The organism is Streptomyces tauricus, assembly GCF_014650955.1.
GTDB classification, from domain to species: domain Bacteria; phylum Actinomycetota; class Actinomycetes; order Streptomycetales; family Streptomycetaceae; genus Streptomyces; species Streptomyces tauricus.
Map to the genome: position 1 here is coordinate 1 of NZ_BMVY01000017.1, position 25,989 is coordinate 25,989.

General features: G+C 70.8%; 20 protein-coding genes. 5 read left to right on the top strand and 15 right to left on the bottom strand.

Features of this window, described 5'->3' with window-relative positions; translation table 11 throughout:
• The 4 genes from IE278_RS24120 to rimP form a co-directional block, all read right to left on the bottom strand.
• The coding region (locus IE278_RS24120) for a translation initiation factor IF-2 N-terminal domain-containing protein (protein WP_189775352.1) at positions 1-260 on the bottom strand (260 nt) is incomplete at its 3' end.
• 146 nt (positions 261-406) lie between these two features.
• Positions 407-703, bottom strand: a complete 297-nt coding sequence (locus IE278_RS24125; protein WP_189775353.1) for a YlxR family protein — start codon at positions 701-703, stop codon at positions 407-409.
• A 124-nt stretch (positions 704-827) separates the two neighbouring features.
• Entirely contained in the window at positions 828-1,898 is a 1,071-nt protein-coding gene (nusA, locus tag IE278_RS24130; protein WP_189775354.1) for a transcription termination factor NusA, read from the bottom strand.
• A 2-nt stretch (positions 1,899-1,900) separates the two neighbouring features.
• Positions 1,901-2,416, bottom strand: coding sequence for a ribosome maturation factor RimP (rimP, locus tag IE278_RS24135; protein WP_189775355.1), 516 nt, complete (start codon positions 2,414-2,416; stop codon positions 1,901-1,903).
• A 207-nt stretch (positions 2,417-2,623) separates the two neighbouring features.
• Here rimP and IE278_RS24140 point away from each other — a divergent pair, with 207 nt between their 5' ends.
• From IE278_RS24140 to IE278_RS24150, 3 genes are read left to right on the top strand one after another with little or no spacing between them, the layout of a single operon-like run.
• Positions 2,624-3,184: a hypothetical protein gene (locus IE278_RS24140; protein WP_189775356.1), complete on the top strand. Its 561-nt coding sequence runs from the start codon at positions 2,624-2,626 to the stop codon at positions 3,182-3,184.
• Positions 3,181-3,672 (top strand): ferritin-like domain-containing protein, encoded by a 492-nt coding sequence (locus IE278_RS24145; RefSeq protein WP_189775357.1) that lies wholly within the window; start codon positions 3,181-3,183, stop codon positions 3,670-3,672. The genes IE278_RS24140 and IE278_RS24145 overlap by 4 nt, the downstream gene beginning before the upstream one ends.
• 56 nt (positions 3,673-3,728) lie before the next feature.
• Positions 3,729-4,622, top strand: coding sequence for an aminoglycoside phosphotransferase family protein (locus IE278_RS24150; protein ID WP_189775358.1), 894 nt, complete (start codon positions 3,729-3,731; stop codon positions 4,620-4,622).
• Between the two features lie 45 nt (positions 4,623-4,667).
• On the opposite strand, the gene IE278_RS24155 is transcribed toward IE278_RS24150, so the two are convergent.
• The 8 genes from IE278_RS24155 to IE278_RS24190 all read right to left on the bottom strand — a co-directional run bounded on the left by IE278_RS24155 (position 4,668) and on the right by IE278_RS24190 (position 17,313).
• Positions 4,668-6,365: a proline--tRNA ligase gene (locus IE278_RS24155; RefSeq protein ID WP_189775359.1), complete on the bottom strand. Its 1,698-nt coding sequence runs from the start codon at positions 6,363-6,365 to the stop codon at positions 4,668-4,670.
• A gap of 102 nt (positions 6,366-6,467) precedes the next feature.
• On the bottom strand, positions 6,468-7,046 hold the full coding sequence (locus IE278_RS24160; RefSeq protein ID WP_189775360.1) for a GNAT family N-acetyltransferase: 579 nt from the start codon (positions 7,044-7,046) through the stop codon (positions 6,468-6,470).
• A 109-nt stretch (positions 7,047-7,155) separates the two neighbouring features.
• Positions 7,156-8,004: a GNAT family N-acetyltransferase gene (locus IE278_RS24165; protein WP_189775361.1), complete on the bottom strand. Its 849-nt coding sequence runs from the start codon at positions 8,002-8,004 to the stop codon at positions 7,156-7,158.
• Between the two features lie 209 nt (positions 8,005-8,213).
• Positions 8,214-9,371 (bottom strand): flavodoxin-dependent (E)-4-hydroxy-3-methylbut-2-enyl-diphosphate synthase, encoded by a 1,158-nt coding sequence (ispG, locus tag IE278_RS24170; protein ID WP_189775362.1) that lies wholly within the window; start codon positions 9,369-9,371, stop codon positions 8,214-8,216.
• Between the two features lie 167 nt (positions 9,372-9,538).
• The gene (locus tag IE278_RS24175; protein WP_189775363.1) at positions 9,539-10,843 is read right to left on the bottom strand and encodes a M50 family metallopeptidase; all 1,305 of its coding nucleotides are present in this window, start codon (positions 10,841-10,843) and stop codon (positions 9,539-9,541) included.
• Positions 10,840-12,141, bottom strand: a complete 1,302-nt coding sequence (dxr, locus tag IE278_RS24180) for a 1-deoxy-D-xylulose-5-phosphate reductoisomerase (RefSeq protein WP_189775364.1) — start codon at positions 12,139-12,141, stop codon at positions 10,840-10,842. Before dxr ends, IE278_RS24175 begins: the two co-directional genes overlap by 4 nt.
• Positions 12,142-12,311: 170 nt before the next feature.
• Positions 12,312-15,062 carry a preprotein translocase subunit SecA gene (secA, locus tag IE278_RS24185; protein ID WP_246570576.1) on the bottom strand — a complete coding sequence of 917 codons (2,751 nt, stop codon included), beginning with the start codon at positions 15,060-15,062 and terminating at the stop codon, positions 12,312-12,314.
• A 304-nt stretch (positions 15,063-15,366) separates the two neighbouring features.
• Positions 15,367-17,313, bottom strand: coding sequence for an acyl-CoA dehydrogenase family protein (locus IE278_RS24190; RefSeq protein WP_189775366.1), 1,947 nt, complete (start codon positions 17,311-17,313; stop codon positions 15,367-15,369).
• A gap of 381 nt (positions 17,314-17,694) precedes the next feature.
• Here IE278_RS24190 and IE278_RS24195 point away from each other — a divergent pair, with 381 nt between their 5' ends.
• Both IE278_RS24195 and IE278_RS24200 read left to right on the top strand, forming a co-directional pair.
• Positions 17,695-18,708: a LacI family DNA-binding transcriptional regulator gene (locus tag IE278_RS24195; RefSeq protein WP_189775468.1), complete on the top strand. Its 1,014-nt coding sequence runs from the start codon at positions 17,695-17,697 to the stop codon at positions 18,706-18,708.
• Positions 18,709-18,792: 84 nt separating this feature from the next.
• Complete coding sequence (locus IE278_RS24200; protein WP_189775367.1) at positions 18,793-20,871, top strand: glycoside hydrolase family 31 protein; 2,079 nt, start codon at positions 18,793-18,795, stop codon at positions 20,869-20,871.
• A gap of 20 nt (positions 20,872-20,891) precedes the next feature.
• Here the strand turns inward: IE278_RS24200 and IE278_RS24205 are convergent, their stop codons facing one another.
• The 3 genes from IE278_RS24205 to IE278_RS24215 are packed head-to-tail and all read right to left on the bottom strand — an operon-like array spanning position 20,892 to position 25,908.
• Positions 20,892-21,623, bottom strand: coding sequence for a glycoside hydrolase family 12 protein (locus IE278_RS24205; protein WP_189775368.1), 732 nt, complete (start codon positions 21,621-21,623; stop codon positions 20,892-20,894).
• The gene (locus IE278_RS24210; protein WP_189775369.1) at positions 21,599-23,911 is read right to left on the bottom strand and encodes a glycosyl hydrolase family 95 catalytic domain-containing protein; all 2,313 of its coding nucleotides are present in this window, start codon (positions 23,909-23,911) and stop codon (positions 21,599-21,601) included. Before IE278_RS24210 ends, IE278_RS24205 begins: the two co-directional genes overlap by 25 nt.
• Positions 23,908-25,908 (bottom strand): beta-galactosidase, encoded by a 2,001-nt coding sequence (locus IE278_RS24215; protein ID WP_189775370.1) that lies wholly within the window; start codon positions 25,906-25,908, stop codon positions 23,908-23,910. Before IE278_RS24215 ends, IE278_RS24210 begins: the two co-directional genes overlap by 4 nt.
• Positions 25,909-25,989: the final 81 nt, after the last annotated feature.

Genomic DNA, 25,989 nt, shown 5'->3' on the forward strand with positions numbered 1-25,989 from the left:
GGGCGCGGGGCGGCCGGCCCCGGACGGGCGGCCTGCGCCGGTGAAGGCGCGCCGGGCCTGGCGGGCGCGGCCTTGCGCGGGGCGGGCTTGCCGCCGCCGTTGCCCTGCTGGAGGGCGTCAGTCAGTTTGCGTACTACGGGCGCCTCGATCGTCGAGGACGCCGAACGGACGAATTCACCGAGTTCTTGGAGCTTGGCCATGACGACCTTGCTCTCCACCCCGAACTCCTTGGCGAGTTCGTATACCCGGACCTTAGCCACTTCGCTCCTTTTAGGTCCGGGTTGCGTCCGGACCGTCGCTACTTCATGGGCGTACTCATCGCGTGCTCATCGAGTGCTCATCGCAATCTCGACCTACTTCCAACTCGCGGGGTACCAGGGCCGCACGGGGATCCGTGCGACACGTCTTACGGTGTTGCCTGCTCAGCAACTGTCTGCCGCTCGACGTACAGGCGCAATGCCTTTGTGTCGAGCTGACCCGGGGCACGCAGCGCCCGCGGGAATGCCCGGCGGCGGACCGCCAGGTCCAGACAGACCAGGGCGGGGTGTACATACGCACCCCGGCCGGGCAGCGTACCGCGAGGATCGGGGACACATTCGCCCTCGGCCGCCACAGCACGCAGCAGATCGGTCTTGGCCGCTCGCTCCCGGCACCCCACACACGTGCGTTCAGGGCATGCTCGGGCATGCGTCCGGCCAGACACTGTTAAGTCTACCTCCCTGCACCGACCTCACCCCTTTGGGGCAAGTATCGAACAGTTGCCGCGCATAAAACTGTCGTGAAACCGTCGTGATCTAAGCCACGTGCGGCTTGGATCTATTCCCGGGTCACTCCCCGGACCGTCCCTCACGCCGCTCGTCACGGCGATCGTCACGCCGGTACTCGCGCCGGTCGTCGGGTCGGTCACCGCCCTCTTCACCGGTCTGCTCGGTGTCCGGGCGGATGTCGATGCGCCAGCCGGTCAGCCGGGCGGCGAGGCGGGCGTTCTGGCCCTCCTTGCCGATCGCCAGCGACAGCTGGTAGTCGGGCACGGTCACCCGCGCGGACCGGGCCGCGAGGTCGACGACCTCGACCTTGGAGACCCGGGCCGGGGAGAGCGCGTTGCCCACCATGTCCGCGGGGTCGTCCGACCAGTCGACGATGTCGATCTTCTCGCCGTTCAGCTCGGCCATCACATTGCGCACCCGGCCGCCCATCGGGCCGATGCAGGCGCCCTTGGCGTTCAGGCCCGACCGGGTGGACCGGACGGCGATCTTCGTGCGGTGGCCGGCCTCGCGGGCGATGGCGGCGATCTCGACGGACCCGTCGGCGATCTCCGGCACCTCGAGGGCGAAGAGCTTCTTCACGAGGTTCGGGTGCGTGCGGGAGAGGGTCACGGACGGACCGCGGACACCCTTCGCCACCCGAACGACGTACGACCGCAGCCGCATGCCGTGCTGGTACGACTCGCCGGGGACCTGCTCCTGCACCGGCAGGATGGCCTCCAGCTTGCCGATGTCGACGAGTACGTTCTTCGGGTCGCGGCCCTGCTGGACGACACCGGTGACGATGTCGCCCTCACGGCCCGCGTACTCGCCGAGCGTCGCGTCGTCCTCCGCGTCCCGCAGGCGCTGCAGGATGACCTGCTTGGCGGTGGTGGCGGCGATCCGGCCGAAGTCCGACGGTGTGTCGTCGAACTCGCGTGCCTCCTGCCCCTCCTCCAGGTCGTCCGGGTCCTCCTTCGCCCACACGGTCACATGGCCGGTCTCCCGGTCGAGCTTCACGCGCGCGTGACGGCGGCTTCCCTCGGTGCGGTGGTAGGCGATGAGGAGGGCCGACTCGATCGCTTCGACCAGCAGGTCGAAGGAGATCTCCTTCTCCCGCACCAGGCCCCGCAGGGCACTCATGTCGATGTCCACGGCTACGCCTCCTCCTCTTCCATGTCCTTCTCGTCCTTCTTGTCCTTGCGGTTGAACTCGACCTGGACGCGCGCCTTGGCGATGTCCTCGAAGGCGAGCCTCCTGGCGGTGGGCTTGCGCCCCTTCACGCCGGGCACCTCCACGTCCACGCCCTCTTCGTCGACCGTGATGATCCGGGCGACCAGTTCCTCGCCGTCGACCGGCTGGAACTTCACGAGTCGCCCGGTGGCACGTACGTAGTGGCGGTGTTCCCTCAGCTCGCGCTCGGCGCCGGGGGTTCCCACCTCGAGGGTGTACTCGCCCTGGCCCATGGCGTCGGTCTCGTCGAGCTTCGCCGAGAGCGCGCGGCTCACATCGGCGATGGCGTCGAGGTCGGCTCCTTCGTCGGAGTCGACGACGACACGCAGCACACGCTTACGGCCCACCGAGTCCACTTCGATCTCTTCGAGGTCGAGTCCCTGCGAGCTGACGAGCGGTTCCAGGAGCTCTCGCAGCCTCTCGCTCTGGGTGGTGCTCATCCGGGTGACTCCTCGGCCGCGTGTGCTGTTGTGGGTATCTCGCGTGTCAGGTCAAAGGGTATCCGGTCCCAGGGGGTGTTGCCGTCCACCGTGTCCCGCCCGGCGGCGGGACGGCGCCGCTGGTGGGTGCCGGGACGGTACCCGGGTACCGTGATCAAGGGTCTGCCGCCCATTTCGTTCGTACGAGCCCTGACGAGGACGTCTGCCGTGCCGTTCACCCTGCCGTCGCGCACCCCCTCGGGACCGCGCCGAAGGAGCTTGCTCGCCGGGGCCGCCGGAGCGGGCGCCGTGCTGCTCGCCGGCTGCTCCGGATCCGACTCCGACTCCGGGACCACCGGCGCGAGTGCGTCCGCCGCCGCGCGGGCACGCGCGCGTGCGGCCCGCGACAGCGAACAGCTCGCGCGGCGGTACGAGGCCGTGCTCGCCGCGCATCCCGCGCTGAGCGCCCGGCTGTCGCCGCTGCTCGCTGAGGTCGAACGGCACGCCGAGGCGTTCGGGGGCGGCAAGCGGGCCTCCGGGTCGGCGTCCGCATCCGCGTCGGCATCGGCGGCGCCCGCCGGGGATCCCTCCGCGGGCGCGTCCGCCTCCCCGGGGGTACCCGCCACGGAGAAGGAAGCCCGCGGCGAACTCGCCGCGGCCGAGCGCGCGTTGGCGGACCGGCGGCTGAAAGCCCTGGCGGACGTGCCGGGAGAGCTGGCCCGGCTGCTCGCCTCGGTGGCGGCGGCCGGTGCGGGACACGCGTTCCTGCTGACGGAGGACAAGAAGTGAGCGGTTCCGGAGCACAGGCCAAGGCCACCGCGAAGACCTCGGCGGAGCTGACGGCCGCGCAGGCCGCACTCGCCGCCGAACACGCCGCCGTGTACGGCTACGGGGTCGTGGGCGCCCGCATCGACGAGGGACGGCGGACCGAGGCACGGGCCGCCTACGACGCGCACCGCGCCCGCCGTGACGAACTGGCCCGCACGGTGCGCGACCTGGGCGGCAAGCCTGGACCTGCGGCGGCAGCCTACGCGCTGCCCTTCGCGGTCGCGGACGCGGAGTCGGCCCTGCGGCTCGCCGCCGAACTGGAGGACCGGGTGGCCGGGGTGTACTCGGACCTCGTCCGGGCCGCCGAGGGCGACCGGCGGCAAGCCGCGGCCCGGTCCCTGCGCGACGCAGCGGTGCGGGCGGTGCGCTGGCGCGGCGAGAGCGTACCCTTCCCTGGTCTCGCCGAGCGGTCGGCCACCGCCACCACGTCGGCGACACCGACCTCGTAACGCGTCGAGGGACAGCCGTAGAAGGACACCCGTACAGGGAAGGGAACTACTCGCGCATGGCTTTCGAACCGCCGCGGCGTCTGGTCAAGGCGCTCGGCGAGGCGGCACCGGGTGGTGACGACTGGCTGGCGAAGCTGCCCGAGGCGGCCGAGCGGGCGGTCGCGCTACGCGGGTCGACCGTGGAGCGTGTGCAGGTTCCCGGCGGGCGCGGCAGTCTGGTGATCCTGGTCCGGCTGGCGGACGGCACCCCCGCCGTGCTGAAGCTGGCGCCGGCCCGGGCCCGCCCGGAGAGCGAACGCGCCGCGCTGGCGCACTGGGACGGCCTGGGCGCGGTACGCCTCCTGGAGCCGGGCGGCACCGACGGCGTACTGCTGCTTGAGCGGCTGCAGCCCGATGTGTCGGTGCGGTCGCTGCCGGAGGCCAAGTCGATGCTGGAGGCGGCCGGGACGCTGCGCCGGCTGTGGGTCGAGCCGCCCGCGGACCATGTCTTCGAGACGGTGGCCGAGCGGACGGGACGGCAGGCCGAGGCGATGCGGGCGGGCGCCGACGCGGAGGCGGTACCGCTGGTCGACGCGGCTCTCGCGGTCCGTGCGGAACTGCTGGCGTCGCCGCCGCGGGCACGTCTGCTGCACGGCACCTTCCGCCAGAGCAAGGTGCTGGCCGGTGAACGCAGTCCCTGGCTCGCCGTCGGTCCCGATCCCGTGGTCGGCGAGTGCGCCTTCGATCTGGCGCGGCTGGTCCGTGACCGGGTCGAGGACCTGATCGCCTCGCCGTCGGGCGCCGCCACCACCCGCCGGCGCATCAAGCGGCTCGCGGAGTCCTTGGACGTGGACCAGGAACGGCTGCGCGGCTGGACCCTGTTCCGGGCCGTGGAGTCGGGCGTACGGGCCCGGCGGGTGGGCCGGGCGCAGGACGCCGAGCTGCTGCTGGAGTTCGCGGCGTGGTTGTAGCGGTCGCGGGGGCCGTCCGCTCGGGAACGGCCCCCGCGACCCGGGTTACTTCGCCGTGAGGCGGGCGATCGCCTCGTCCACGGTCAGTTCCTCGCGCTCGCCGGTGCGGCGGTCCTTCAGCTCCAGGACGCCCTCGGCGGAACGCCGGCCGGCCACCAGGATCTTCGGTACGCCGATGAGTTCGGCGTCGGTGAACTTCACGCCGGGCGAGACGCCCGCGCGGTCGTCCACCAGCACCCGTACGCCCGCCGCGCCCAGCTTCTCCGAGACGTCGAGCGCCAGCTCGGTCTGCAGGGCCTTGCCCGCCGCGACGACATGGACGTCGGCCGGGGCGATCTCCGCGGGCCAGACGAGGCCCTGCTCGTCGGCGTGCTGCTCGGCGAGCGCGGCCACCGCGCGCGAGACGCCGATGCCGTACGAGCCCATGGTGACGCGGACCGGCTTGCCCTGCTTGCCGAGCACGTCGAGCTGGAGGGCGTCGGCGTACTTGCGGCCGAGCTGGAAGATGTGGCCGATCTCGATGGCGCGGTCCAGCTTGAGGCCGGTGCCGCAGACGGGGCAGGGGTCGCCCTCGCGCACGACCACCACGTCCACGTACTCGTCGACCTCGAAGTCACGGCCCGCGACGACGTTCTTCGCGTGCACGCCGTCCTGGTTGGCGCCGGTGATCCAGGCGGTGCCGGGGGCGACGCGCGGGTCGGCGAGGTAACGGACCTTCTCCAGGCCCTGCGGGCCCACGTAGCCGCGTACGAGGTCGTCGCGGCCCGTGAAGTCCTCGGCCGTGACCAGTTCGACGGGGGCGGGGGCGAAGTGCGCCTCGACCTTGTCCAGGTCGACCTCGCGGTCGCCGGGCACGCCGACGGCCACGATCTCGCCGGCCACCTTGACCAGCAGGTTCTTCAGCGTGGCGGAGGCCGGGACGTCCAGGTACGCGGCGAGCGTCTCGATGGTCGGGGTCTCGGGGGTGGGGATCTCCTCCAGGGCGGGGACCCCGGCCGCGTCGACGGGCTGCAGCGCGTAGGTGACGGCCTCGGTGTTGGCGGCGTAGTCGCAGTTCGGACAGTCGGCGAAGGTGTCCTCGCCTGCCGCGGCCGGGGCGAGGAACTCCTCGGACTTGGAACCGCCCATGGCGCCAGCGGTGGCCGCGCAGATGCGGTAGTCCAGACCGAGACGCGCGAAGATCTTCTGGTACGCCTCGCGGTGCAGGGCGTAGGACTCGGCGAGGCCCTCGTCCTCCGTGTCGAAGGAGTACGAGTCCTTCATCAGGAACTCGCGGCCGCGCAGGATGCCGGCGCGGGGGCGGGCCTCGTCGCGGTACTTGTTCTGGATCTGGTAGAGGATCACGGGCAGGTCCTTGTAGGACGTGCACTGGTCCTTGACCAGGAGGGTGAAGATCTCCTCGTGGGTGGGACCGAGGAGGTAGTCGCCGCCCTTGCGGTCGTTGAGGCGGAACAGCTCGGGGCCGTACTCCTCCCAGCGGCCGGTCGCCTCGTAGGGCTCCTTGGGCAGCAGGGCGGGGAGGGTGACCTCCTGGGCGCCGATGGCGTCCATCTCCTCGCGGACGACCCGCTCGACGTTGGCCAGGACCTTCTTGCCGAGCGGCAGCCAGGACCACAGGCCGGCGGCGGTCCGGCGGACGTAACCGGCGCGCACCAGGAGCTTATGGCTGAGCACCTCGGCGTCCGCCGGGTCGTCACGCAGTGTCTTGACCATCAAACGGGACATGCGCTGGACCTGGGCCATGGTTCTCGACTCCTGCTGCGTATAGGTGATGGCTAGGAGGTTAGCCGGGTGTCCGCCGTCGCCGAAATCCGTTATCGGCGCAGGGGCGGGCAGGGGGCACCCTCAGCGGCGGCGCAGGGGCAGCGGGGCGCCCATCACCACGTACGGCTTCGGGGCGCTGGGGAACAGGACCCGGACGACCAGGTCCTCGTAGCCGAGCGAGCGGTACAGGCCGCGGGCCGGGCTCTCCTTGTCGATGGCGGAGAGGATCGAGCGCGGTTCGGCGGCGCTGTCCGTGATGGTGGTGATCAGGGCGCGGCCGACCCCGCGGTTCTGGAAGTCCGGGTGGACGTGCAGTTCGGTGATCACGAAGGAGTCGTCCAGCCAGCCGTCCTGTCCCCGGCCGCGCAGATAGGGCTCGACGACGGTGGACCACCAGTGCGCGCGGTCGTTGGGCATGCCGTAGACGAAGCCGGCGAGGCGTCCGTCGGCGGTGGTCGCGCCGAGTGCGCGGGCGCCGGGAAAGGTGAGGTGCCGGAGCACGATCTGGCGTCGTACGGCGATCTCGTCCGCGCCGAGTCCGAAGGCCACGGCCTGGACGTTCAGCGCCTCGTCGATGCGGGTGGCCAGGTCCAGGGGGCCGATGACGATGTCGTCGGGTGTGAGGGGGCCCTGACCGGGCTGACCGGGGAAGCGCAGCATGTGCGGAGACTACCTGGGGGTCTCCACCGCGTGGGCCGCGCGGGCCGGTGGTGTTGTCGGGTGCGGGCCGGATGTGGCTGGTCGTGCGGCTCGCCGCGCCCCGTCCGGGTCAGAACAGGACGCTCATGAACGCGCCTATTTCCTGGAAACCGGTTCTGCGGTAGGTGGCTCGGGCCGCGGTGTTGTAGTCGTTGACGTAGAGGCTGACCAGGGGGGCCACGTCCGCGAGGGCGTAGCGCAGGACCGCCGCCATGCCGGGGGCCGCGTAGCCCTGGCCGCGGTACTCGGGGGCGACCCAGACGCCCTGGATCTGGCAGGCCTGGGTGGTCGCGGCGCCGATCTCCGCCTTGAAGACGACCCTGCCGTCCTGGTCGACGCGGGCGAACGAGCGCCCGGAGCCGACGAGTTCGGCGACCCTCGCCTGGTAGAGCAGGCCTCCGTCGCCCGCGAGGGGGGAGACGCCGACCTCCTCCGTGAACATCGCCACGCAGGCCGGCATGATCGTCTCCATCTCGTCCTTGCGGATGCGACGGACGTACGGATCCGGGGCGATGTCGGCGGGGAGCCGGTCGGCGACCATCAGGGGCTGGTGCGGCCTGACCTCGCGGGCGGGGCCCCAGTTCGGTTCGAGGAGGCGCCAGAGCTGGGCCGTGGCCTCGGAGGGGCCGACGATGGAGGAGCAGCGGCGGCCGGCTCTGCGGGCGCGGTCCGCGAAGGCGCGTACGGCGCGGGGGGTGGCGCAGATCGGGACGAGGTTGGCGCCCGCGTAGCAGAGGGACGTGAGCATGCCGTCCTCGTACCAGCCCCACATCTCGCCGCCGAGGCGCCAGGGGTCGAGGCCGGCGACCTGTACGCGGGAGGTCACGAAGGCGTTCGCCACCGGCTCGCGGTCGAGGACGGCGAGCGCGGCGTCCAGGTCGCTCGGTTCGAGGACCCTGGTGGTCGTCTGCGTCAACACGTGCGGGGCCTTCACCATCAGGTCTGCTGATCTCCGCACTGTACCTGGCGAATATGTGGCGTGCCGACCGATGGGGTGGGTGGGGTTCCCTCGCCCCCGCAATCGCGCTGACGCGCTCGTCCTCGAACGCCGGACGGGCTGGGAGATCCAGCCCGTCCGGCGTTCGAGGACCGGGGGTTCGGGGGCGGAGCCCCCGAGAAAAAGGCTTGTCAGCCTGCGATTGCTACTGAGGGTTCGCCGGAGGGGACGCCATCCGCTTCCATCTGTTCCGCGATCTTCATCGCTTCCTCGATCAGCGTCTCCACGATCTTCGACTCCGGGACCGTCTTGATGACCTCGCCCTTGACGAAGATCTGGCCCTTGCCGTTGCCGGAGGCGACGCCGAGGTCGGCCTCGCGGGCCTCACCGGGCCCGTTCACGACGCAGCCCATGACGGCGACACGGAGCGGGACCTCCATGCCCTCCAGGCCCGCCGTGACCTCCTCCGCCAGCTTGTAGACGTCGACCTGCGCGCGCCCGCAGGACGGGCAGGAGACGATCTCCAGGCGGCGCTGCTTGAGGTTCAGCGACTCCAGGATCTGCATCCCGACCTTGATCTCCTCGACCGGCGGGGCCGACAGGGAGACGCGGATGGTGTCGCCGATGCCCTCACTCAGGAGTGCGCCGAAGGCGACCGCGGACTTGATCGTGCCCTGGAAGGCGGGACCCGCCTCGGTCACGCCGAGGTGCAGCGGGTAGTCGCAGGCCGCGGCGAGCTGCCGGTAGGCGTTGACCATGACGACCGGGTCGTTGTGCTTGACCGAGATCTTGATGTCCCGGAAGTCGTGCTCCTCGAAGAGGGACGCCTCCCAGAGCGCGGACTCGACGAGCGCCTCGGGGGTGGCCTTGCCGTACTTCTGGATCAGCCGCTTGTCGAGGGAGCCGGCGTTGACGCCGATGCGGATCGGGGTGCCGTGGTCCTTCGCGGCCCGCGCGATCTCCTTGACCTGGTCGTCGAACTGCTTGATGTTGCCGGGGTTGACCCGGACCGCCGCGCAGCCCGCCTCGATCGCGGCGAACACGTACTTCGGCTGGAAGTGGATGTCGGCGATGACCGGGATCTGCGACTTCTTGGCGATGGTGGCGAGCGCGTCGGCGTCGTCCTGTGTGGGGCACGCCACCCGCACGATCTGGCAGCCGGACGCGGTCAGCTCGGCGATCTGCTGGAGCGTGGCGCCGATGTCCGACGTACGCGTGGTCGTCATCGACTGGACCGAGACGGGTGCGTCTCCACCCACCGCCACGGTTCCGACCTGGATCTTCCGGCTCTTGCGGCGCTCGGCGAGCCTCGTCGGAACGTCCGGCATGCCGAGTGAAATCGCGGTCATCTGCTGTGCAACCCCAAGGTAAGGATTCGGTCGGTCCCGAAAGCTGACGGGCTCCAGTCACCGAGATTACGGCACCTCCGAAGGCGGAAGCACATTCCCCGAGCAGGACCACCCCAAGGAGGACGGCCGGACACCCATGGTGTCCGGCCGCCGCGAACTCCGTGTGGCTACGAGATTCTGACCGGGTTAACCACGTCCGCGATGAGGACCAGGATCGTGAAGCAGATGAAGATCCCGGCCACCACGTACGCGACGGGCATCAGCTTCGCCACGTCGAACGGGCCGGGGTCGGGGCGGCGCAGCACCTTCGCGCCGTTGCGCCGCAGCGACTCCCACAGGGCGCCCGCGATGTGCCCGCCGTCGAGCGGCAGCAGCGGGAGCATGTTGAACAGGAACAGGGAGAGGTTGAAGCCCGCGACGAGGAACAGCATCATCGCGATCTGGTTCTCCGGCGGGATGTCCAGTGTGAAGACCTCGCCGCCGACGCGCGCCGCGCCGACCACGCCCATCGGGGAGTCCGCCTCGCGCGGGCCGTCGCCGAAGGCCGCGTCCCACAGGGCGGGCACCTTGGACGGCAGGTTGATCAGCGACTCGACGCCGTTCTGCATCATGTCGCCCATGCGGTCCACTGACTGCCCGAACGACTGCTGGACGATGCCGGAGGCGGGTGTGAAGCCGAGGAAGCCGGCGTACACGTACTTGCCCTCGACGTAGCCGCCCTGGCCGTCGGACTTGCTGACCTGGTTGCGGATGAGGTGGGCGGAGAGGTCGAGCTGCTTGCCGTCGCGCTCGACGGTCAGGGTGACGTCCTTGCCGGGGTTGGCGCGGATGTCGGCCTGGAGGGTGGACCAGTCGGCGACCTTCTCGCCGTTGAACGCGAGGATCTTGTCACCGCCCTTGAGGCCGGCGGCCTTGGCGGGCGCGGCCGTGTCGCTCTTCTGGCACTCGGAGCGGGACTCGCTCTGCTCGATGACGCAGTCGGAGACCTTGCCGACCGTGGTGGTCTGGGTCTGGACGCCGAAGGTCATCATCACGCCGAGGAAGATCGCGACGGCGAGGATCAGGTTCATGAAGGGGCCGGCGAACATCACGATCACGCGCTTCCACGGCTTGCGCGTGTAGAAGAGCCGGCTTTCGTCGCCCGGTTGCAGTTCCTCGAAGGACTGCGCCCTGGCGTCCTCGATCATGCCGCGCCACGGGGAGGTCGAGCGGGCCTCGATACGGCCGTCGGGGCCGGGCGGGAACATCCCGATCATGCGGATGTAGCCGCCGAGCGGAATCGCCTTGACCCCGTACTCCGTGTCGCCCTTCTTGCGCGAGAAGATCGTCGGGCCGAAGCCGACCATGTACTGCGGCACGCGGATGCCGAACAGCTTGGCCGTGGAGAGATGCCCCAGCTCGTGCCAGGCGATCGAGAAGAGCAGGCCGACCGCGAAGACGACTATGCCGAGGATCATCATCAGGGTCGTCATGCACGAGCCTCCGCCGTTGTCTTGGCTGTCGTCTGAGCTGTCTTCTGAGCCGGTGTCCGGGCTGCCGCCCGGGCGGTGAGTTCGCGGGCCCTGGCGCGTGCCCAGGTCTCCGCTTCGAGGACGTCCGCCACGGTGAGCGAGGTTCCCGTACGGGGGGTGCCGTGCTCGGCGACGACCTCCGTGACGGTCTCCATGATCCCGTTGAACGGCAGCGCGCCGTTCAGGAACGCGTCCACGCATTCTTCGTTGGCCGCATTGAACACCGCGGGGGCCGTGCCCGCGAGCTCCCCGACGTGCCGGGCGAGCCCCACCGACGGAAACGCGTCGTTGTCGAGGGGGAAGAACTCCCAGCTCGACGCCTTCGACCAGTCGAAGGCGGGCGCGGCGTCGGGGACGCGCTGGGGCCAGCCCAGACCGATGGCGATCGGCCCGCGCATGTCGGGGGGCGTCGCCTGGGCCACCGTCGAACCGTCCGTGAACTCAACCATCGAGTGGACATACGACTGCGGATGCACGACCACCTCAATGCGGTCGAAGGGAATGTCGTAGAGGAGGTGCGCCTCGATGACTTCGAGGCCCTTGTTGACGAGGGTCGCGGAGTTGACGGTGATGACCGGGCCCATGGCCCAGGTGGGGTGCGCGAGGGCGTCCTCGGGGGCGACATCGGCCAGCTCGGCTTTCGTACGTCCTCTGAAGGGGCCGCCCGAGGCGGTGACGACGAGCTTGCGTACGTCGGCCCTGGTGCCCGAGGCGAGCGCCTGGAACAGGGCGGCGTGCTCGGAGTCGACGGGGATGATCTGGCCCGGCGCGGCCAGCGCCCTCACCAGGGGGCCGCCGACGATGAGCGACTCCTTGTTGGCGAGCGCGAGGGTGCGGCCCGCCTCCAGGGCGGCGAGGGTGGGGGCGAGGCCGATGGAGCCGGTGATGCCGTTCAGTACGGTGTGGCCGGCGGAGGCGGCGAGGTGGGTGGCCGCGTCCGCTCCGGCCAGGACCTCGGGAAGGGGCTCCCCCGGTCCGTACCGCGCGGAGAGTGCCTCGCGCAGGGCCGGTACGGCGTCCTCGCGGGCCACGGCGACGGCCTTGACGCGGAGCCGGTGCGCCTGCTCCGCCAGCAGCTCCACCCTCCCGCCCGCCGCGGAGAGCCCGGTCACCCGGAACCGGTCGGGATTGCGCAGCACGAGGTCGATGGCCTGGGTGCCGATCGAGCCGGTGGAGCCGAGGATCACGACGTCCCGGCTCCCGTCCACAGGATCGAAGACGAGATGAGGATCGGCGAGGGGGGCTGGACTGTCGCTCATCCCCCCATTGTTGCCGCAACGCCACGGCGGAGGGGACGGGGGCGCCCCCTGCGATGCCCTGTCAGGGGCGCGCGGGGCCCTCCGCGGGCGCCGGGCGCCTCCTGAGGGGCGCGGGGAACTGCGCGACAAGCCCCCACCGGCCCGTAGTCGCCTCCTGACCCGCAAGCCCTCTACCTCTTGCGCTTGCGACGGCTCCGCGACTTGGCGGCGGCCCGGCGGGGCCGCGGTTTCGCGTCGGCCGCCCCCTTCGCCCCAGGCGCGGGCACGGCGTCGGCGGGCTCGAAGTCCCCTTCGACGACCCCCTCCGCCGTATCCAGCGTGGGCGCGCTGAAGTGCAGCCCGTCGGTGCGCCGGCCGACCTCCAGACCCTCCTGACCCGCGGCCTTGCCGGACGCGTCCAGATTGAAGACGTAGCCGACGGACTCCTCCTTGATGGCGTCGTTCATCGCGACGAACATGTCGTAGCCCTCGCGCTCGTACTCGATGATCGGCTCCCGGCCGAGGGTCCAGCGCAGTCCGATGCCGTCCCGGAGGTAGTCCATCTCGTACAGGTGCTCGCGCCATTTGCGGTCCAGGACCGACAGCACCACGAGGCGTTCCAGGTTGCGCAGGGCGTCCGCGCCCAGCTCGGCCTCGCGCTCCTCGTAGCGGGCGTGGACGTCCTCGATGACGGCGTCGGCGATCGAGTCCGCGGTGAGGTCGGAGCGGTCGCCCGCGGCCTCCTCCAGCTCGGCGACGGTGACCCCGACCGGGTAGAGCTGTTCGAAGGCGACCCAGAGCCGGTCGAGGTCCCATTCCTCGGGGAAGCCCTCGGCGGTCTCCACGGAGACGTACGCGCGGACGGTGTCGTCCATGAAGTGGAGGATCTGTTCGCGCAGGTCCTCCCCGGCCAGCACGCGGCGGCGTTCCGCGTAGATGAGGGTGCGCTGGCGGTTGAGCACCTCGTCGAACTTGAGCACGTCCTTGCGGGACTCGAAGTGCTGCTGCTCCAGCTGGGACTGGGCGGAGGCGATGGCGCGCGTGACCATCTTGTTCTCGATGGGGACGTCGTCGGGGACGTTCGCCATGGACATCACGCGCTCGACGACCTGGGCGCGGAACAGCCGCATCAGGTCGTCCCCGAGGGAGAGGTAGAAGCGGGAGGCGCCGGGGTCGCCCTGGCGGCCGGAGCGGCCGCGCAGCTGGTTGTCGATGCGGCGCGACTCGTGGCGCTCGGTGCCCAGCACGTACAGCCCGCCGAGGTTCTTCACCTCGTCGTGCTCGGCGGCGACCGACTCCTTGATCCGCTCCAGGGTCCGGCGGTGTTCGTCCCGGTACTCGTCCGGGTTCTCCTCGGGGCTGAGGCCGCGCCGGTCCAGTTCCGCGAGCGCCATGGCCTCCGGGTTGCCGCCGAGCATGATGTCGGTGCCCCGGCCGGCCATGTTGGTGGCCACGGTGACCGCGCCCCTGCGGCCCGCCTGCGCGACGATCTGGGCCTCGCGTTGATGGTTCTTGGCGTTGAGCACCTCGTGCCGTATGCCGCGCTTCTTCAGCTGCGCGGCGAGCAGCTCGGACTTCTCGACGGAGGTGGTGCCGACGAGGACCGGCTGGCCCTTCTCGTGCTTGTCGGCGATGTCGTCGAGGATCGCCGTGTACTTGGCGTCGACGGTCCGGTAGATCTGGTCGGGGTCGTCGGCGCGGGCCATCGGCCGGTTGGTGGGGATCGGCACCACGTGGAGTTTGTAGATCTGGTGGAACTCGGCGGCCTCGGTCATGGCGGTGCCGGTCATCCCGCCGAGCTTGTCGTACAAGCGGAAGAAGTTCTGCAGGGTGATCGTGGCGAGGGTCTGGTTCTCGTCCTTGACCGTCACCCCCTCCTTCGCCTCGATGGCCTGGTGCAGTCCCTCGTTGTAGCGGCGTCCGGCGAGGATGCGGCCGGTGTGCTCGTCGACGATGAGGACCTCGCCGTTCACGACGACGTAGTCCTTGTCGCGCTTGAAGTGCTCCTTCGCCTTGAGGGCGTTGTTCAGATGGCCGATGAGGGGCGTGTGGTCGGACTCGTAGAGGCTGTCGATGCCGAGCTGGTCCTGGAGGAACTCCACTCCGCGGTCGAGGATCGCCACGGTGCGTTTCTTCGGGTCGTACTCGTAGTCGTGGGTGGCGCGCAGCCCCGCGAGGCGGTCCTTGTCGGCCGGGGTGGTGAAGTTCTCGTCCTGGACGGCGACTCCGCGCATCCGGGTGACCATCCTGGCGAACGCCTCGTACCAGTGCGTGGGCTGGTCGGCCGGGCCGGAGATGATCAGCGGGGTCCTGGCCTCGTCGATGAGGATCGAGTCGGCCTCGTCGACGATGGCGAAGTGGTGGCCGCGCTGGACGAGTTCGTCCCTCGACCAGGCCATGTTGTCGCGCAGGTAGTCGAAGCCGAACTCGGTGTTGGTGCCGTAGGTGATGTCGCAGGCGTACTGCTCGCGCCGCTCGGCGGGGGTCGACTGGGTCCTGATGACGCCGACGCTCAGCCCGAGGAAGCGGTAGGCGCGGCCCATCCAGTCGGCGTCGCGCTGGGCGAGGTAGTCGTTGACGGTGACGAGGTGGACGCCCTTACCGGTCAGGGCGTTCAGATAGACGGGCAGGGTGGCGACCAGGGTCTTGCCCTCGCCGGTCTGCATCTCGGCGATGTTGCCGAGGTGGAGGGCGGCGCCGCCCATGACCTGGACGTCGAAGTGGCGCATGCCGAGGGTGCGGCGGGCGGCCTCGCGCATGGCGGCGAAGGCCTCCGGCAGGAGGTCGTCGAGGCTTTCCCCGGCCTCGTACCGTTCCTTGAACTCGGGGGTGAGGGAGCGCAGTTCCTCGTCGGTGAGCTGCTCGAAGTCCGCTTCGAGGGAGCCGACCTGTTCGGCTGTGCGCTGGAGTTTGCGGAGGATCCTGCCTTCGCCGGCGCGCATTATTCTGCCGGTGATGTTGTCCAGACCCAGTACCGGCACTGGAATTACCCCCTGACACGGATGTATCTGATGCACGTGACGCATGCACTGATCCGGAAGAGTGCTGCTGGTTCTTCGGGTGCCGGCCGGTGGGGGCTGGTCGCGCGGTCCCCGCGCCCCTGAAAAGCGAAAAGATTGCGCCGTTCCCCGCGCCCCTCAAGGGCCGCTGCCCCCGCTCGCCGGTCCGCTCATTGTTGACGCCGAAATTCTGTGCGGCAAGCAGCAGAACGACGACGGGGACAGCAGTGCGTTCCTGGGGAAAAGGTCAGCTGATGGGGCGGTGGACATTCTCCTTCCGGGACGCTCCGGGGGTCGCGTCGGCGATCCAGGGGCCGTCGCCGGACGGGTCGACGATCCCGTCCTCCAGCCAGGTGTAGGCGCCGCCGAGGACGCCCTTGACGACCTTGTGGTCGACGTCGTCGGTGTTGGACCACAGACGGCCGAAGAGTTCCTCCACCCGGATGCGGGACTGGCCGCAGAAGGCGTCGGCCAGTTGGTAGGCCTCGCGGCCGTGGGCCTCGGTGGTGCGCAGGAGTTCGGCGCGGACGCAGACGGCGCTCATCGCGAACAGTTCGGCGCCGATGTCGACGATCCGGGCGAGGAAGCCCTGCTTGGTCTCCATCCGGCCCTGCCAGCGGGACATGGCGTAGAAGGTGGACCGGGCGAGCTTGCGGGCCGAGCGCTCCACGTACCGGAGGTGGCCGGAGAGGTCGACGTGTCCGGCCGGGTGGAAGTCGCTGTATGCGCGCGGGAGTTGCCCCGGGCCCGCGACCAGTTTGGGGAACCACTTGGCGTAGAAGACCCCGGCGTTCGCGCCCGCCTTCGCCTTGTCGGCCAGGGACTTGTCGGGGTCGATGAGGTCGCCGGCGACGGAGAGGTGGGCGTCGACGGCCTCGCGGGCGATCAGCAGGTGCATGATCTCCGTCGAGCCCTCGAAGATGCGGTTGATGCGCAGATCGCGCAGCACCTGCTCGGCGGGGACGGCCCGTTCGCCGCGGGCGGCGAGCGAGTCGGCGGTCTCGAAGCCGCGGCCGCCGCGGATCTGGACCAGTTCGTCGGCCATCAGCCAGGCCATCTCGGAGCCGAACAGCTTGGCGAGGGCGGCCTCGATGCGGATGTCGTTGCGGTCCTCGTCGGCCATCTGGGACGACAGGTCGAGGACGGCCTCCAGGGCGAACGTGGTCGCCGCGATGAAGGAGATCTTCGCGCCCACGGCCTCGTGGTGGGCGACCGGCTTGCCCCACTGCTCGCGCACGGACGACCACTCACGGGCGATCTTCAGACACCACTTGCCGGCACCGACGCACATCGCGGGCAGCGAGAGGCGTCCGGTGTTGAGGGTGGTCAGGGCGATCTTGAGCCCGGCGCCCTCCGCGCCGATGCGGTTCGCGGCGGGCACCCGCACCTGGTGGAAGCGCGTGACGCCGTTCTCCAGGCCGCGCAGGCCCATGAACGCGTTGCGGTTCTCGACGGTGACGCCCTCGGAGGCCGCCTCCACGACGAACGCGGTGATGCCGCCCTTGTGCCCCTCGGACTTCGGCACGCGCGCCATCACGACGAGCAGGTCGGCGACCACGCCGTTGGTCGTCCAGAGCTTCACCCCGTCGAGGACGTAGTCGTCCCCATCAGGCACCGCGCTGGTCGCGAGCCGGGCCGGGTCGGAGCCCACGTCCGGCTCGGTGAGCAGGAAGGCGGAGATGTCGGTACGGGCCAGGCGCGGCAGGAAGGCGTCCTTCTGCTCCTGGGTGCCGAAGATCTTCAGCGGCTGCGGTACGCCGATCGACTGGTGCGCGGAGAGCAGCGCACCCAGCGCCGGGTTCGCGGAGCCGACCAGGGCGAGCGCCTTGTTGTAGTAGACCTGCGTCAGGCCGAGGCCGCCGTACTTCGTGTCGATCTTCATCCCGAGGGCGCCGAGCTCCTTGAGCCCGTTGATCACCTCGTCCGGGATGCGTGCCTCCCGCTCGATGCGCGCGGAGTCGACCCTGGTCTCGCAGAAGTCGCGCAGCTTGGCGAGGAACTGCTCACCGCGCTGGGCGTCCTCGTCCGGGGGCAACGGGTGGGGGTGGATCAGGTCGAGCCGGAAGCGGCCGAGGAACAGCTCCTTGGCGAAGCTGGGTTTGCGCCAGTCCTGCTCCCGCGCGGCCTCGGCGACCTGACGGGCCTCACGTTCGGAGACAGCGGGCTGGTGGGGTGTTGCGGACAAGAGGCTCACCTCGCCGCGAATAGGGATCTTGGTCCGGTTACGTTACTCACCGGTGCTACTCGATCGTATGTACCTGATAACGACCCCGCTCACCAGTCCTCGCGCACCATTCGGCGCACACGGCAGGTGGGGAGGGCAGGCCCGCAGGGCCGCCCGACAGGGGCGCGGGGAACGGCGCGCCCAGCCCTCACACACCTGCACCCGCCGACGCGCCCCGTCCCCCACCCCGGTGCGCCCCCCACACCCCGACGGAGTCGAAGCGCTTCGACAACCTATGGACACCCCGCCCGCCATCAGGCTACTGTCAACCCACCCTCACCCACCCGCGTCTGCGGCACACACTGTCGAAGCGCTTCACACGGTGCCTTCTCACAACGCTTGGAGAGCTGGATGGTCACCCTCGCCGAGGTCGCCCAGCACGCCGGAGTCTCGGCGAGCACGGTGAGCTACGTCCTCAGCGGCAAGCGGTCCATCTCCGCGGTCACCCGCCGGCGGGTCGAGGAGAGCATCCAGGTGCTCGGCTACCACCCCAACGCGGGAGCCCGGGCGCTGGCAAGCAGCCGGTCCAACATCATCGCTCTGATGATCCCGCTCCGCACGGACATGTACGTACCCGTGATGATGGAGATCGCCATCGCGGTGACGACCTCGGCGCGTTCCCACGGGTACGACGTGCTGCTGCTCACCGGCGAGGAGGGCCCCGACGCCGTACGCCGGATCACCGGGAGCGGTCTCGCCGACGCGATGATCCTCATGGACGTCGAGCTGGACGACGAACGGCTGCCGCTGCTGCGCGGCACCGAGCAGCCGTCCGTCCTCATCGGTCTGCCCGCCGACACCAACGGCCTGACCTGCGTGGACCTCGACTTCGGCGCGACGGGCGCGCTGTGCGCCGAGCATCTCGCGATGCTCGGACACCGTGACATCGCTGTCATCGGTGAGGCGCCCGCGGTGTACGAGCGGCACACGGGGTTCGCCGAGCGCACGCTCGACGGGCTGAGGTCCCGCTCGCGCGAGCTGGGTCTGCGGGTGCTGCACCGGCCGTGCGAGGGCGGCTTCGACGCGATGTCCCTGACCCTGGCCCGGGTCTTCGACGAGCGCCCCGGCACCACGGGGTTCGTCGTGCAGAACGAGTCCGCGGTCGAGCCGCTGCTCGCGCTGCTGCGCCGGCAGGGCCGGGCCGTGCCCGAGGACGTCTCGGTGATCGCGATCTGCCCGGACCAGGTCGCCGTCCAGGCCTCGGTGCGGCTGACCTCGGTCGCCATCCCCGCGCAGGAGATGGGCCGTAACGCGGTGGAGCAACTGATCGCCAAGCTGGAGGGGCACGGCAAGGACGACGTCGTGCTCATCGCGCCCGAGTTGACGGTCCGGGCGAGTACGGGCCCGGCCCCGACCGCTTCCTGACCCCGCCCCACCCCCACCCGACCTGGTCCTCCGGAGCCGCGCAACCGGGTCTTGCCACCCCTCCTCCCTTCAGGAGCACCCCGTATGAAGCAGCATGCCGAGAACCAGCCGGAGCGGTCCGGGCACCCGGGACAGTCCGGCTCGGGGTCCGCGAGTCTCGCCCAGTCCTCCCCCACCGTCGGCACGTTCCGTGAACGCGACGGCGCGCTGGAGTGGAGCGGGCGGCAGGAGACCGTACGCGTCGAGCCGTGGGGCCCCGACGCCGTACGCGTCCGGGCAAGGCTCGGCGGCCCGATCCTGGAGGGGCTGCCCGCCGCCGTCCTCGACGAGCCGCCCGCCACCGGGGCCACCGTCAAGATCGAGGGCGGCCGGGGTCTGCTGACCGTCGGCGCGCTGACGGTCGAGGTCGACGCCGAGGGGCTGATCCGTTTCGTCCGCACCGAGGACGGCACCGAACTCCTCGCCGAGGAGCGCGCCCACTTCTGGTGGCCGGGCCCGCGCCTCTACACACCCGTGGGCAACGGCTACCACCGCCTGGAGCAGCGCTTCGCCGCGTACGAGGGCGAGAAGCTGTACGGGCTGGGGCAGCACCAGCACGGGCTGTTCGACCAGAAGGGCGCCGTCCTCGACCTGGTGCAGCGCAACGCCGAGGTGACCATCCCGGTGCTCACGTCCAGCCGCGGCTACACCCTCCTGTGGAACAGCCCGGCGATCGGCCGCGTCGAGCTGGCGGGCAACGGCACGCGCTGGGTGTCCGACTCGGCCCGGCAGATCGACTACTGGATCACGGCGGGCGATCCGGCGGACGCGCAGCGCCGGTACAGCGCGGTGACCGGCCGCACCCCGATGCTGCCCGCGTGGGCGGCGGGCTTCTGGCAGTGCAAGCTGCGCTACCGCACCCAGGACGAACTCCTCGGCGTGGCACGGGAGTACAAGCGGCGCGGGCTGCCCATCGACGTCATCGTCTGCGACTTCTTCCACTGGACGCACCTGGGCGACTGGAAGTTCGACCCGGCGGAGTGGCCGGACCCGGCGGGGATGCAGCGGGAGCTGGCGGAGCTGGGCATCAAGCTCGTCGTGTCCGTCTGGCCGTCCGTCTCACCGCTCTCCGAGAACCACCGGCTCATGGAGCAGCGCGGCTGGTTCGTCGGCACCCAGTACGGGCCGATGGCGCACGCCGACTGGCCGGACAAGGAGGTCGCCTCCACGGTCCAGGTCGCCTTCTACGACGCGACGAACCCCGAGGCGCGGGAGTTCCTGTGGTCGAAGATCAAGGACAACTACCTGGAGCCGTACGGGATCACGTCCTTCTGGCTGGACGCCTGCGAGCCCGAGCTGAAGCCGGGCTTCCAGGAGAACCTGCGCTACTGGGCGGGCCCCGGCCTCGAAGTGGGCAACATGTATCCGCGGGAGAACTCCCGCGCCTTCCACGAGGGCATGCTGGCGGCCGGCGAGAGCGAGGTCGTCACACTCAACCGCTCGGCGTGGGCGGGCAGTCAGCGCTACGGGGCGGCCCTGTGGTCCGGTGACATCGGCACGGACTTCGCGACGCTGCGCCGCCAGATCGCGGCGGGCCTCAACACCTCCCTGTCCGGCATCCCCTGGTGGAACACCGACATCGGCGGCTTCCACGGCGGCGACCCGGACGACCCTGCGTACCGCGAGGTGATGATCCGCTGGTTCCAGTTCGGCGCGCTGTCCCCGCTGATGCGCCTGCACGGCTTCCGCGACCCGGGCACCCCGCTCGGCCCGGAGATGACCGGCGGCCCGAACGAGGTGTGGTCGTACGGCGAACAGGCCCGCCCCATCCTGGAGAAGTACCTCCACCTGCGCGAGCGCCTGAAGCCGTACGTGCTGGAGGTCATGCGGGAGGCCCACGAGGAGGGGCTGCCGGTGATGCGGCCGCTGTTCCTGGAGTTCCCCGAGGACCAGGCGGCCTGGTCGGTGGACGACGCGTACCTCTTCGGCCGGGACCTGCTGGTCGCGCCGGTGCTCACGGCGGGCGCGACGGTCCGTACGGCGTATCTCCCGGCGGGCGCGCGCTGGACGGACGCGTGGACCGGTGAGGAGTACCCGGGCGGCGCGGCCGTGACCGTCGACGCCCCGCTGGACCGCATCCCGCTGTTCCTGCGCGACGGCGCGCGGCTGCCCGTGACGGAGTAGCCGCGCGCCGTCCCTGACGGTCAGCTGCTGCTGACCGTCAGGTTGTTGGTGACGAAGTCCAGGCCGCCGGACGAGGACGTGACCTCGAAGCCGAACTGGACGTCACCGATGGTCTCGTTGCCCATCCAGCCCTTGGTGTCCTTGATCCACTTGAGGATCGGCAGGATGCTGACGGTGCCCGAGTTCGAGTCCGAGGTGCGCAGGAACGAGAAGACCTCGTTGGCCCCGTTGCTGCCCTTGTAGACGGACCAGGTGTGGCCGCCGAGGGTGACGTTGCCCTGCGAGGCGCCGAGCGGGCCGACGGCTCCGTTGTAGTTGACCCAGAGCATGATCTCGTAGTCGTAGTCGGTGTCCCAGATGTCGTACGAGGTGTTGTACGCGCCGGCCGCCGGGACGGTGACGTTGTAGCTGCTGGAGAGCGAGCCCAGCGAGGTGATCGTCTTGTTGATCACCTTCTTGGAGTTGGGGTACGACTTGATGCCGCCGGTGTTCGGGTGGTTGGCCCAGACTCCCCAGTTGGTGCCGGAGTTGGCCCAGATGCACTGGCTGCCGGCGCCGGAGCCCCAGATGTTGTTGTAGAGCGTGTAGCCGTTCAGGGTGGTGTTGCCCCACTGGTCGCAGGAGTTCCAGACCGCGGCGGAGACGGGGGCGGAGGCGAGCCCGACGGTCACTCCGAGAGCGAGCGCGGGCGCCAGCAGCGCCTTGGTGATCCTGTTCCTGTGCGACTTCACGTTCCGTGTGCGTGTTGCCATGGTGTCCCTTCCATGGGTGGGGGGATGTGGGGGTCGGCTGCGCTGTACGTCCGCCGCGGCCCCAGGGTGAGGACGCGGTCCTCTCCGGCGCGCAGGTCGAGCTGTCGCGCTCCGGAGGGAGTTCTGAGGTCGATGCGGTGGGTGCGGGTGGGCCGCAGCACCGCCCGGACTTCCCGCGGACTCCAGTCGAGGTCGACCTCGGCGCCGAACCTGGTCCGTACGCCCCGCAGTGCGCCCGCCGGGAAGGCCGCGGGCAGTGCGGGCAGGAGGACCAGCCGGTCGGGGGTCGACTGGATCAGCGTCTCGATGACCAGCGCGGGCAGGGTGTGGGCGGCGTCCGCGTTGTAGACGTCCCCGTGGGGGTAGTGCGCGCTCATGAGGGAGGCGTGGAAGAAGTCGCCCGCCAGCACCTGGCCGAGCGCGTGCGCGACCCGCTCGGCGTCCCGCAGCCGGGCCGCGACGAGGGCGTGGTGCAGATGCCCGTGCGCGGAGTCGTTCTCGGCGCCCCGGAGTTCGAGCGCCCGGTGCGCGGCTGCCGCGAGCGCGGGGGTGTCGTAGGGGTTGATCTCGTCGAGGGGCCAGACGCCGTACAGATGGCTGAGGTGCCGGTGGTCGTACGTGTCGTCGAGGCCGGGCCAGGCCCATTCGGCCAGCGCCCCGTCGTCGTTGACGCGGTGATGGGGCAGCCGCTCGGCCAGCGCGCGCCAGCGGTCGGCCTCGGGACCGGGATGGTACGCGGCCGCCGTCAGCAGGGCGTGCCGGGCCGCGGAGAGGTCCATGGCGGCGTTGACCGCGCCCCAGCTCGCGTCCGCGTTCGCCGGACGGTTCTCGGGCGAGTAGGAGGGGACGACGACGAGGTGCCCGTGCTCGTCGGTGCGGGTGAGGAAGTCCTCGTAGAACAGGGCGACTTCGGCGAGCGCGACGGCCAGCCGGGGGTCGCGTTCCCCGCGGGTCTCGTCGTGGTCGACGAGCGGCTTGAGCAGCCAGTCGGCGCCCGCCGTCCACAGGTGCAGGGGGTACTCGCGGCTGAAGTGGTACGTATGGCCGGACTCGCCGTCCGTGTGGGGCGGGGCGACGACGCCCCGGGCGCCGAAGACGGCTCGGGCGTTCTCCCGCCAGTGCGGCAACTGCCCGTGGACGAGGGCGGCGTGGGCGTCGACGACCTCGGGCAGGGCGCCCGCGACGGCCGAGGCGGTCTGCAGGTTGAGGTTGGCGTCCGTGGTGAAGGCACCGGACCAGGCCGTGTCCCAGTCGCCGGTCCACAGGCCGGTGAGCCTCGGCGGGAGCATGCCGCTCGCGGACAGCAGGTGGTAGCGGCCGGCCGCGAAGAGGCGTTCGAGGAGGGCCGGGCTGCCGGGCCGCTCGATCAGCTCGGAGCCGGGGAGGGCGCGTTCGGTGTCGTCGGCTTCGAGAGTGAGCGAGACGCGGGTGAAGGCCGTGCGATGGAGGCGCAGGTGCCGCTCCAGGAGGCCGCCGTACGGATCGCCGCGGTACGGGTCGCCGCTGTCCGGCAGCAGCGCGCGCAGGGCCTGTGCCCGCGCCACGGTGTCGAGTTCACCGCCGTGCCGCTCCACCCGGGTCAGCAGCAGGACCGACTCGGCGTCGGCCACGCGCAGACCGGGCGCGGTCAGCGTCGTACGGCCGCCGGTGACCACGGCCAGCGTCACCCCGGTGTACGCGCGGTCGCTGCCGGGGTAGCGGGCGCTCAGCGTGAGCACGGCTCCCTCGGAGGTGAGGACCGCTCCGTCGCTGACGCCCAGCCCGTCGGGGGCGCCGGGGAGCCGGTGGTCCAGCGTGATGTCCAGGGCGGGTCCCGGCGAGGTCACGTACTGGACGATCACGTCGTCGGCGCGGGAGACGAAGACGCGGCTGCGCCAGCCCGCGCAGTGCGCTTCGGCGACCCCGGTGGTGAAGTCGACCGTACGGCGGTAGTCACGCTCCCCGTCGGACGGCCGCCGCAGCCGCACCTGGAAGGCCGGGTGGAAGGGCTGCGCCCACTGCAGGGGGCGCCCGTCCGTGAACTCCTCGGCCGCCGTCAGGTCTCCCGCGAGCAACCGGTCCTGCAGTGCCGGCAGTTCGGCCGCCAGTTCCGGAGGGCGGGCGTGTTCGCCGCCGTTGGGCCGGACGAGGGTGTGATGGGTGACGATCACCCGGTCGTCGTTCGGATCACCGAACACAAGCGTGCCGTGGCGGCCGTTGCCGCTCAGGAAGGCGTCCTCCCAGCGCGCGGCCGGTGCCGGCTCCCAGGTGCCGGACGGCGAGGACGCGTTCTCCGTACCGGTGCTCATGGGGACAGCACCGCCACTCCGTACCGGCCCAGTTCGAGGGAGCCCGTGACCTGTCGCTCGCCGAGCAGGTCCCGGTACTCCCCCGGTACCTCCACCGTGACCGGGTCGCTCCCGTGGTTGAGGACGAAGAGCAGGTCACCCCGGCGTACGGCCTCCACCTGTGCGGGCAGCCCTTCGAGCACCGGCCGTACCCCCGCACCTGCGGCCACGCCCTCCAGCAGCGTCCGCAGCGCGTCGGGTCCGGGCAGCGTGGAGACGTACCAGGCCCGCCCCCTGCGGAGCACGGCGGGCAGTCCGTCGAGTTCGCCGCCCTTGTAGAGGGAGTGCGTGACGACGTCCTCGGCCTCGGTCTCCGGCTCGATCTCCTCCGACCACAGCGTGCCCCGGAAGCCGTCGCACTCGGCGTGCTCGCCGGGGTCGAGCGGCCACCACTCGTGCAGGGTGCGGATACCGAGGAGTGCTCGCAGGCGCTCGTCCATGCCGCCCGGCCGCACCCGGTCGTCCTCGTCCGCGATCCCGGTCAGGAAGCCGCAGACGAGGGTGCCTCCGCCTCGTACGTACGTGACGAGGTTGTCGATCGCCGTGTCGGTGAGGAGGTAGAGCTGCGGCACGACAACGAGCCGGTACGCGGACAGGTCGTGCTCGGGGTGCGCGAAGTCCGTGGTGATGTGGGCCTCCCACAGCGCGCGGTGCCAGGCCCGCACGACCTGTGCGTGGTCGACCTCGCGGGAGGGGCGGCCATCCTGCGCCCCCGCCCACCAGGCGTTCCACTCGTGAAGGATCGCGACCTGGGAGGCGGAGTGGCGCCCTGTCACCTCAGCGCCGATGCGGGCGAGTTCGGCACCGAGCCGTTTGACCTCCTGGTGGGTGCGGCCCCGCTCACCCGCGTGGCCGACCATGCCCGAGTGGAACTTCTCCGCGCCCTGCCTGGACTGCCGCCACTGGAAGTAGCAGACGGCGTCGGCGCCCCGGGCGACGGCCTGGAGGGACCAGAGCCTGTTCAGGCCGCGCGGCTTGGGGTGGTTGACGCCACGCCAGTTCACCGGGCCCGCCGCCTGTTCCATCAGCATCCACGGCCCGCGGGCCTGGGAACGCGTCATGTCCTGGACGAGCGCGCCCTCCTGCGCGCCGAAGGGGTCGCGCGGATCCGGATAGAGGTCGACGGAGACGACGTCCTCCTCCTCGGCCCAGCGCCAGGCGTCCTGCCCCGCCCACATCGGCATGAAGTTGGTGGTCACCGGGAGGTCGGGTGAGTACCGGCGGACGATGTCGCGCTCGGCGACGTAACACTCCAGGAGCATGTCGGACGTGTAGCGCTTGAAGTCGAGGACCTGGGTGGGGTTGTTCAGGTAGTGGGCGTGGCGCGGTGGCAGGATCTCCTCCCAGTCGCCGTACCCCTGACTCCAGAAGGCCGTGCCCCAGGCCGTGTTGAGCGCGTCGAGCGTGCCGTATCTGTCCCGGAGCCAGCGGCGGAAGGTGACGGCCGCCTCGTCGCCCCAGTCGTAGGTGCAGTACTCGTTGTTGATGTGCCACATCGTGAGGGCGGGGTGGCTGCCGTAGCGGGCGGCCAGGTCCTCCGTGATGGCGGCGGCACAGCGGCGGTAGGTGGCGCTGGAGTGCGAGAAGTGCTGTCGGCCGCCCCACCACTCGGTGCGGCCGTCCGCGTCGCGGGGCAGTGTGTCGGGGTGGAGCCGGCCGAGCCAGGGCGGGGGTGAGGAGGTGGGGGTGGCGAGGACGACCCCGATGCCGTTCTCGTGCAGGAGGTCCATGATCCGGTCCAGCCAGCCGAACTCCCTTACCCCCGGCCGCGGTTCGATCCTCGCCCAGGAGAAGACGCCGAGCGTGACGGAGTTGACGCCCGCCTCCCGCATGAGGCGTACGTCCTCGTGCCAGGTCTTCTCGGGCCACTGCTCGGGGTTGTAGTCCCCGCCGAAGAGAACCCGGCCGCGGGCGGCATCGGCGAGGGCGGGCCGCCGGCCTTGGCTGGTCGCGCGCATGACATACCTCGATCGAATGAGAGGGAGGCTCCGAGGGGGGCGCCCCCGAAGGGGCGCGGGAACCGCGCGTCCGGCCACGAC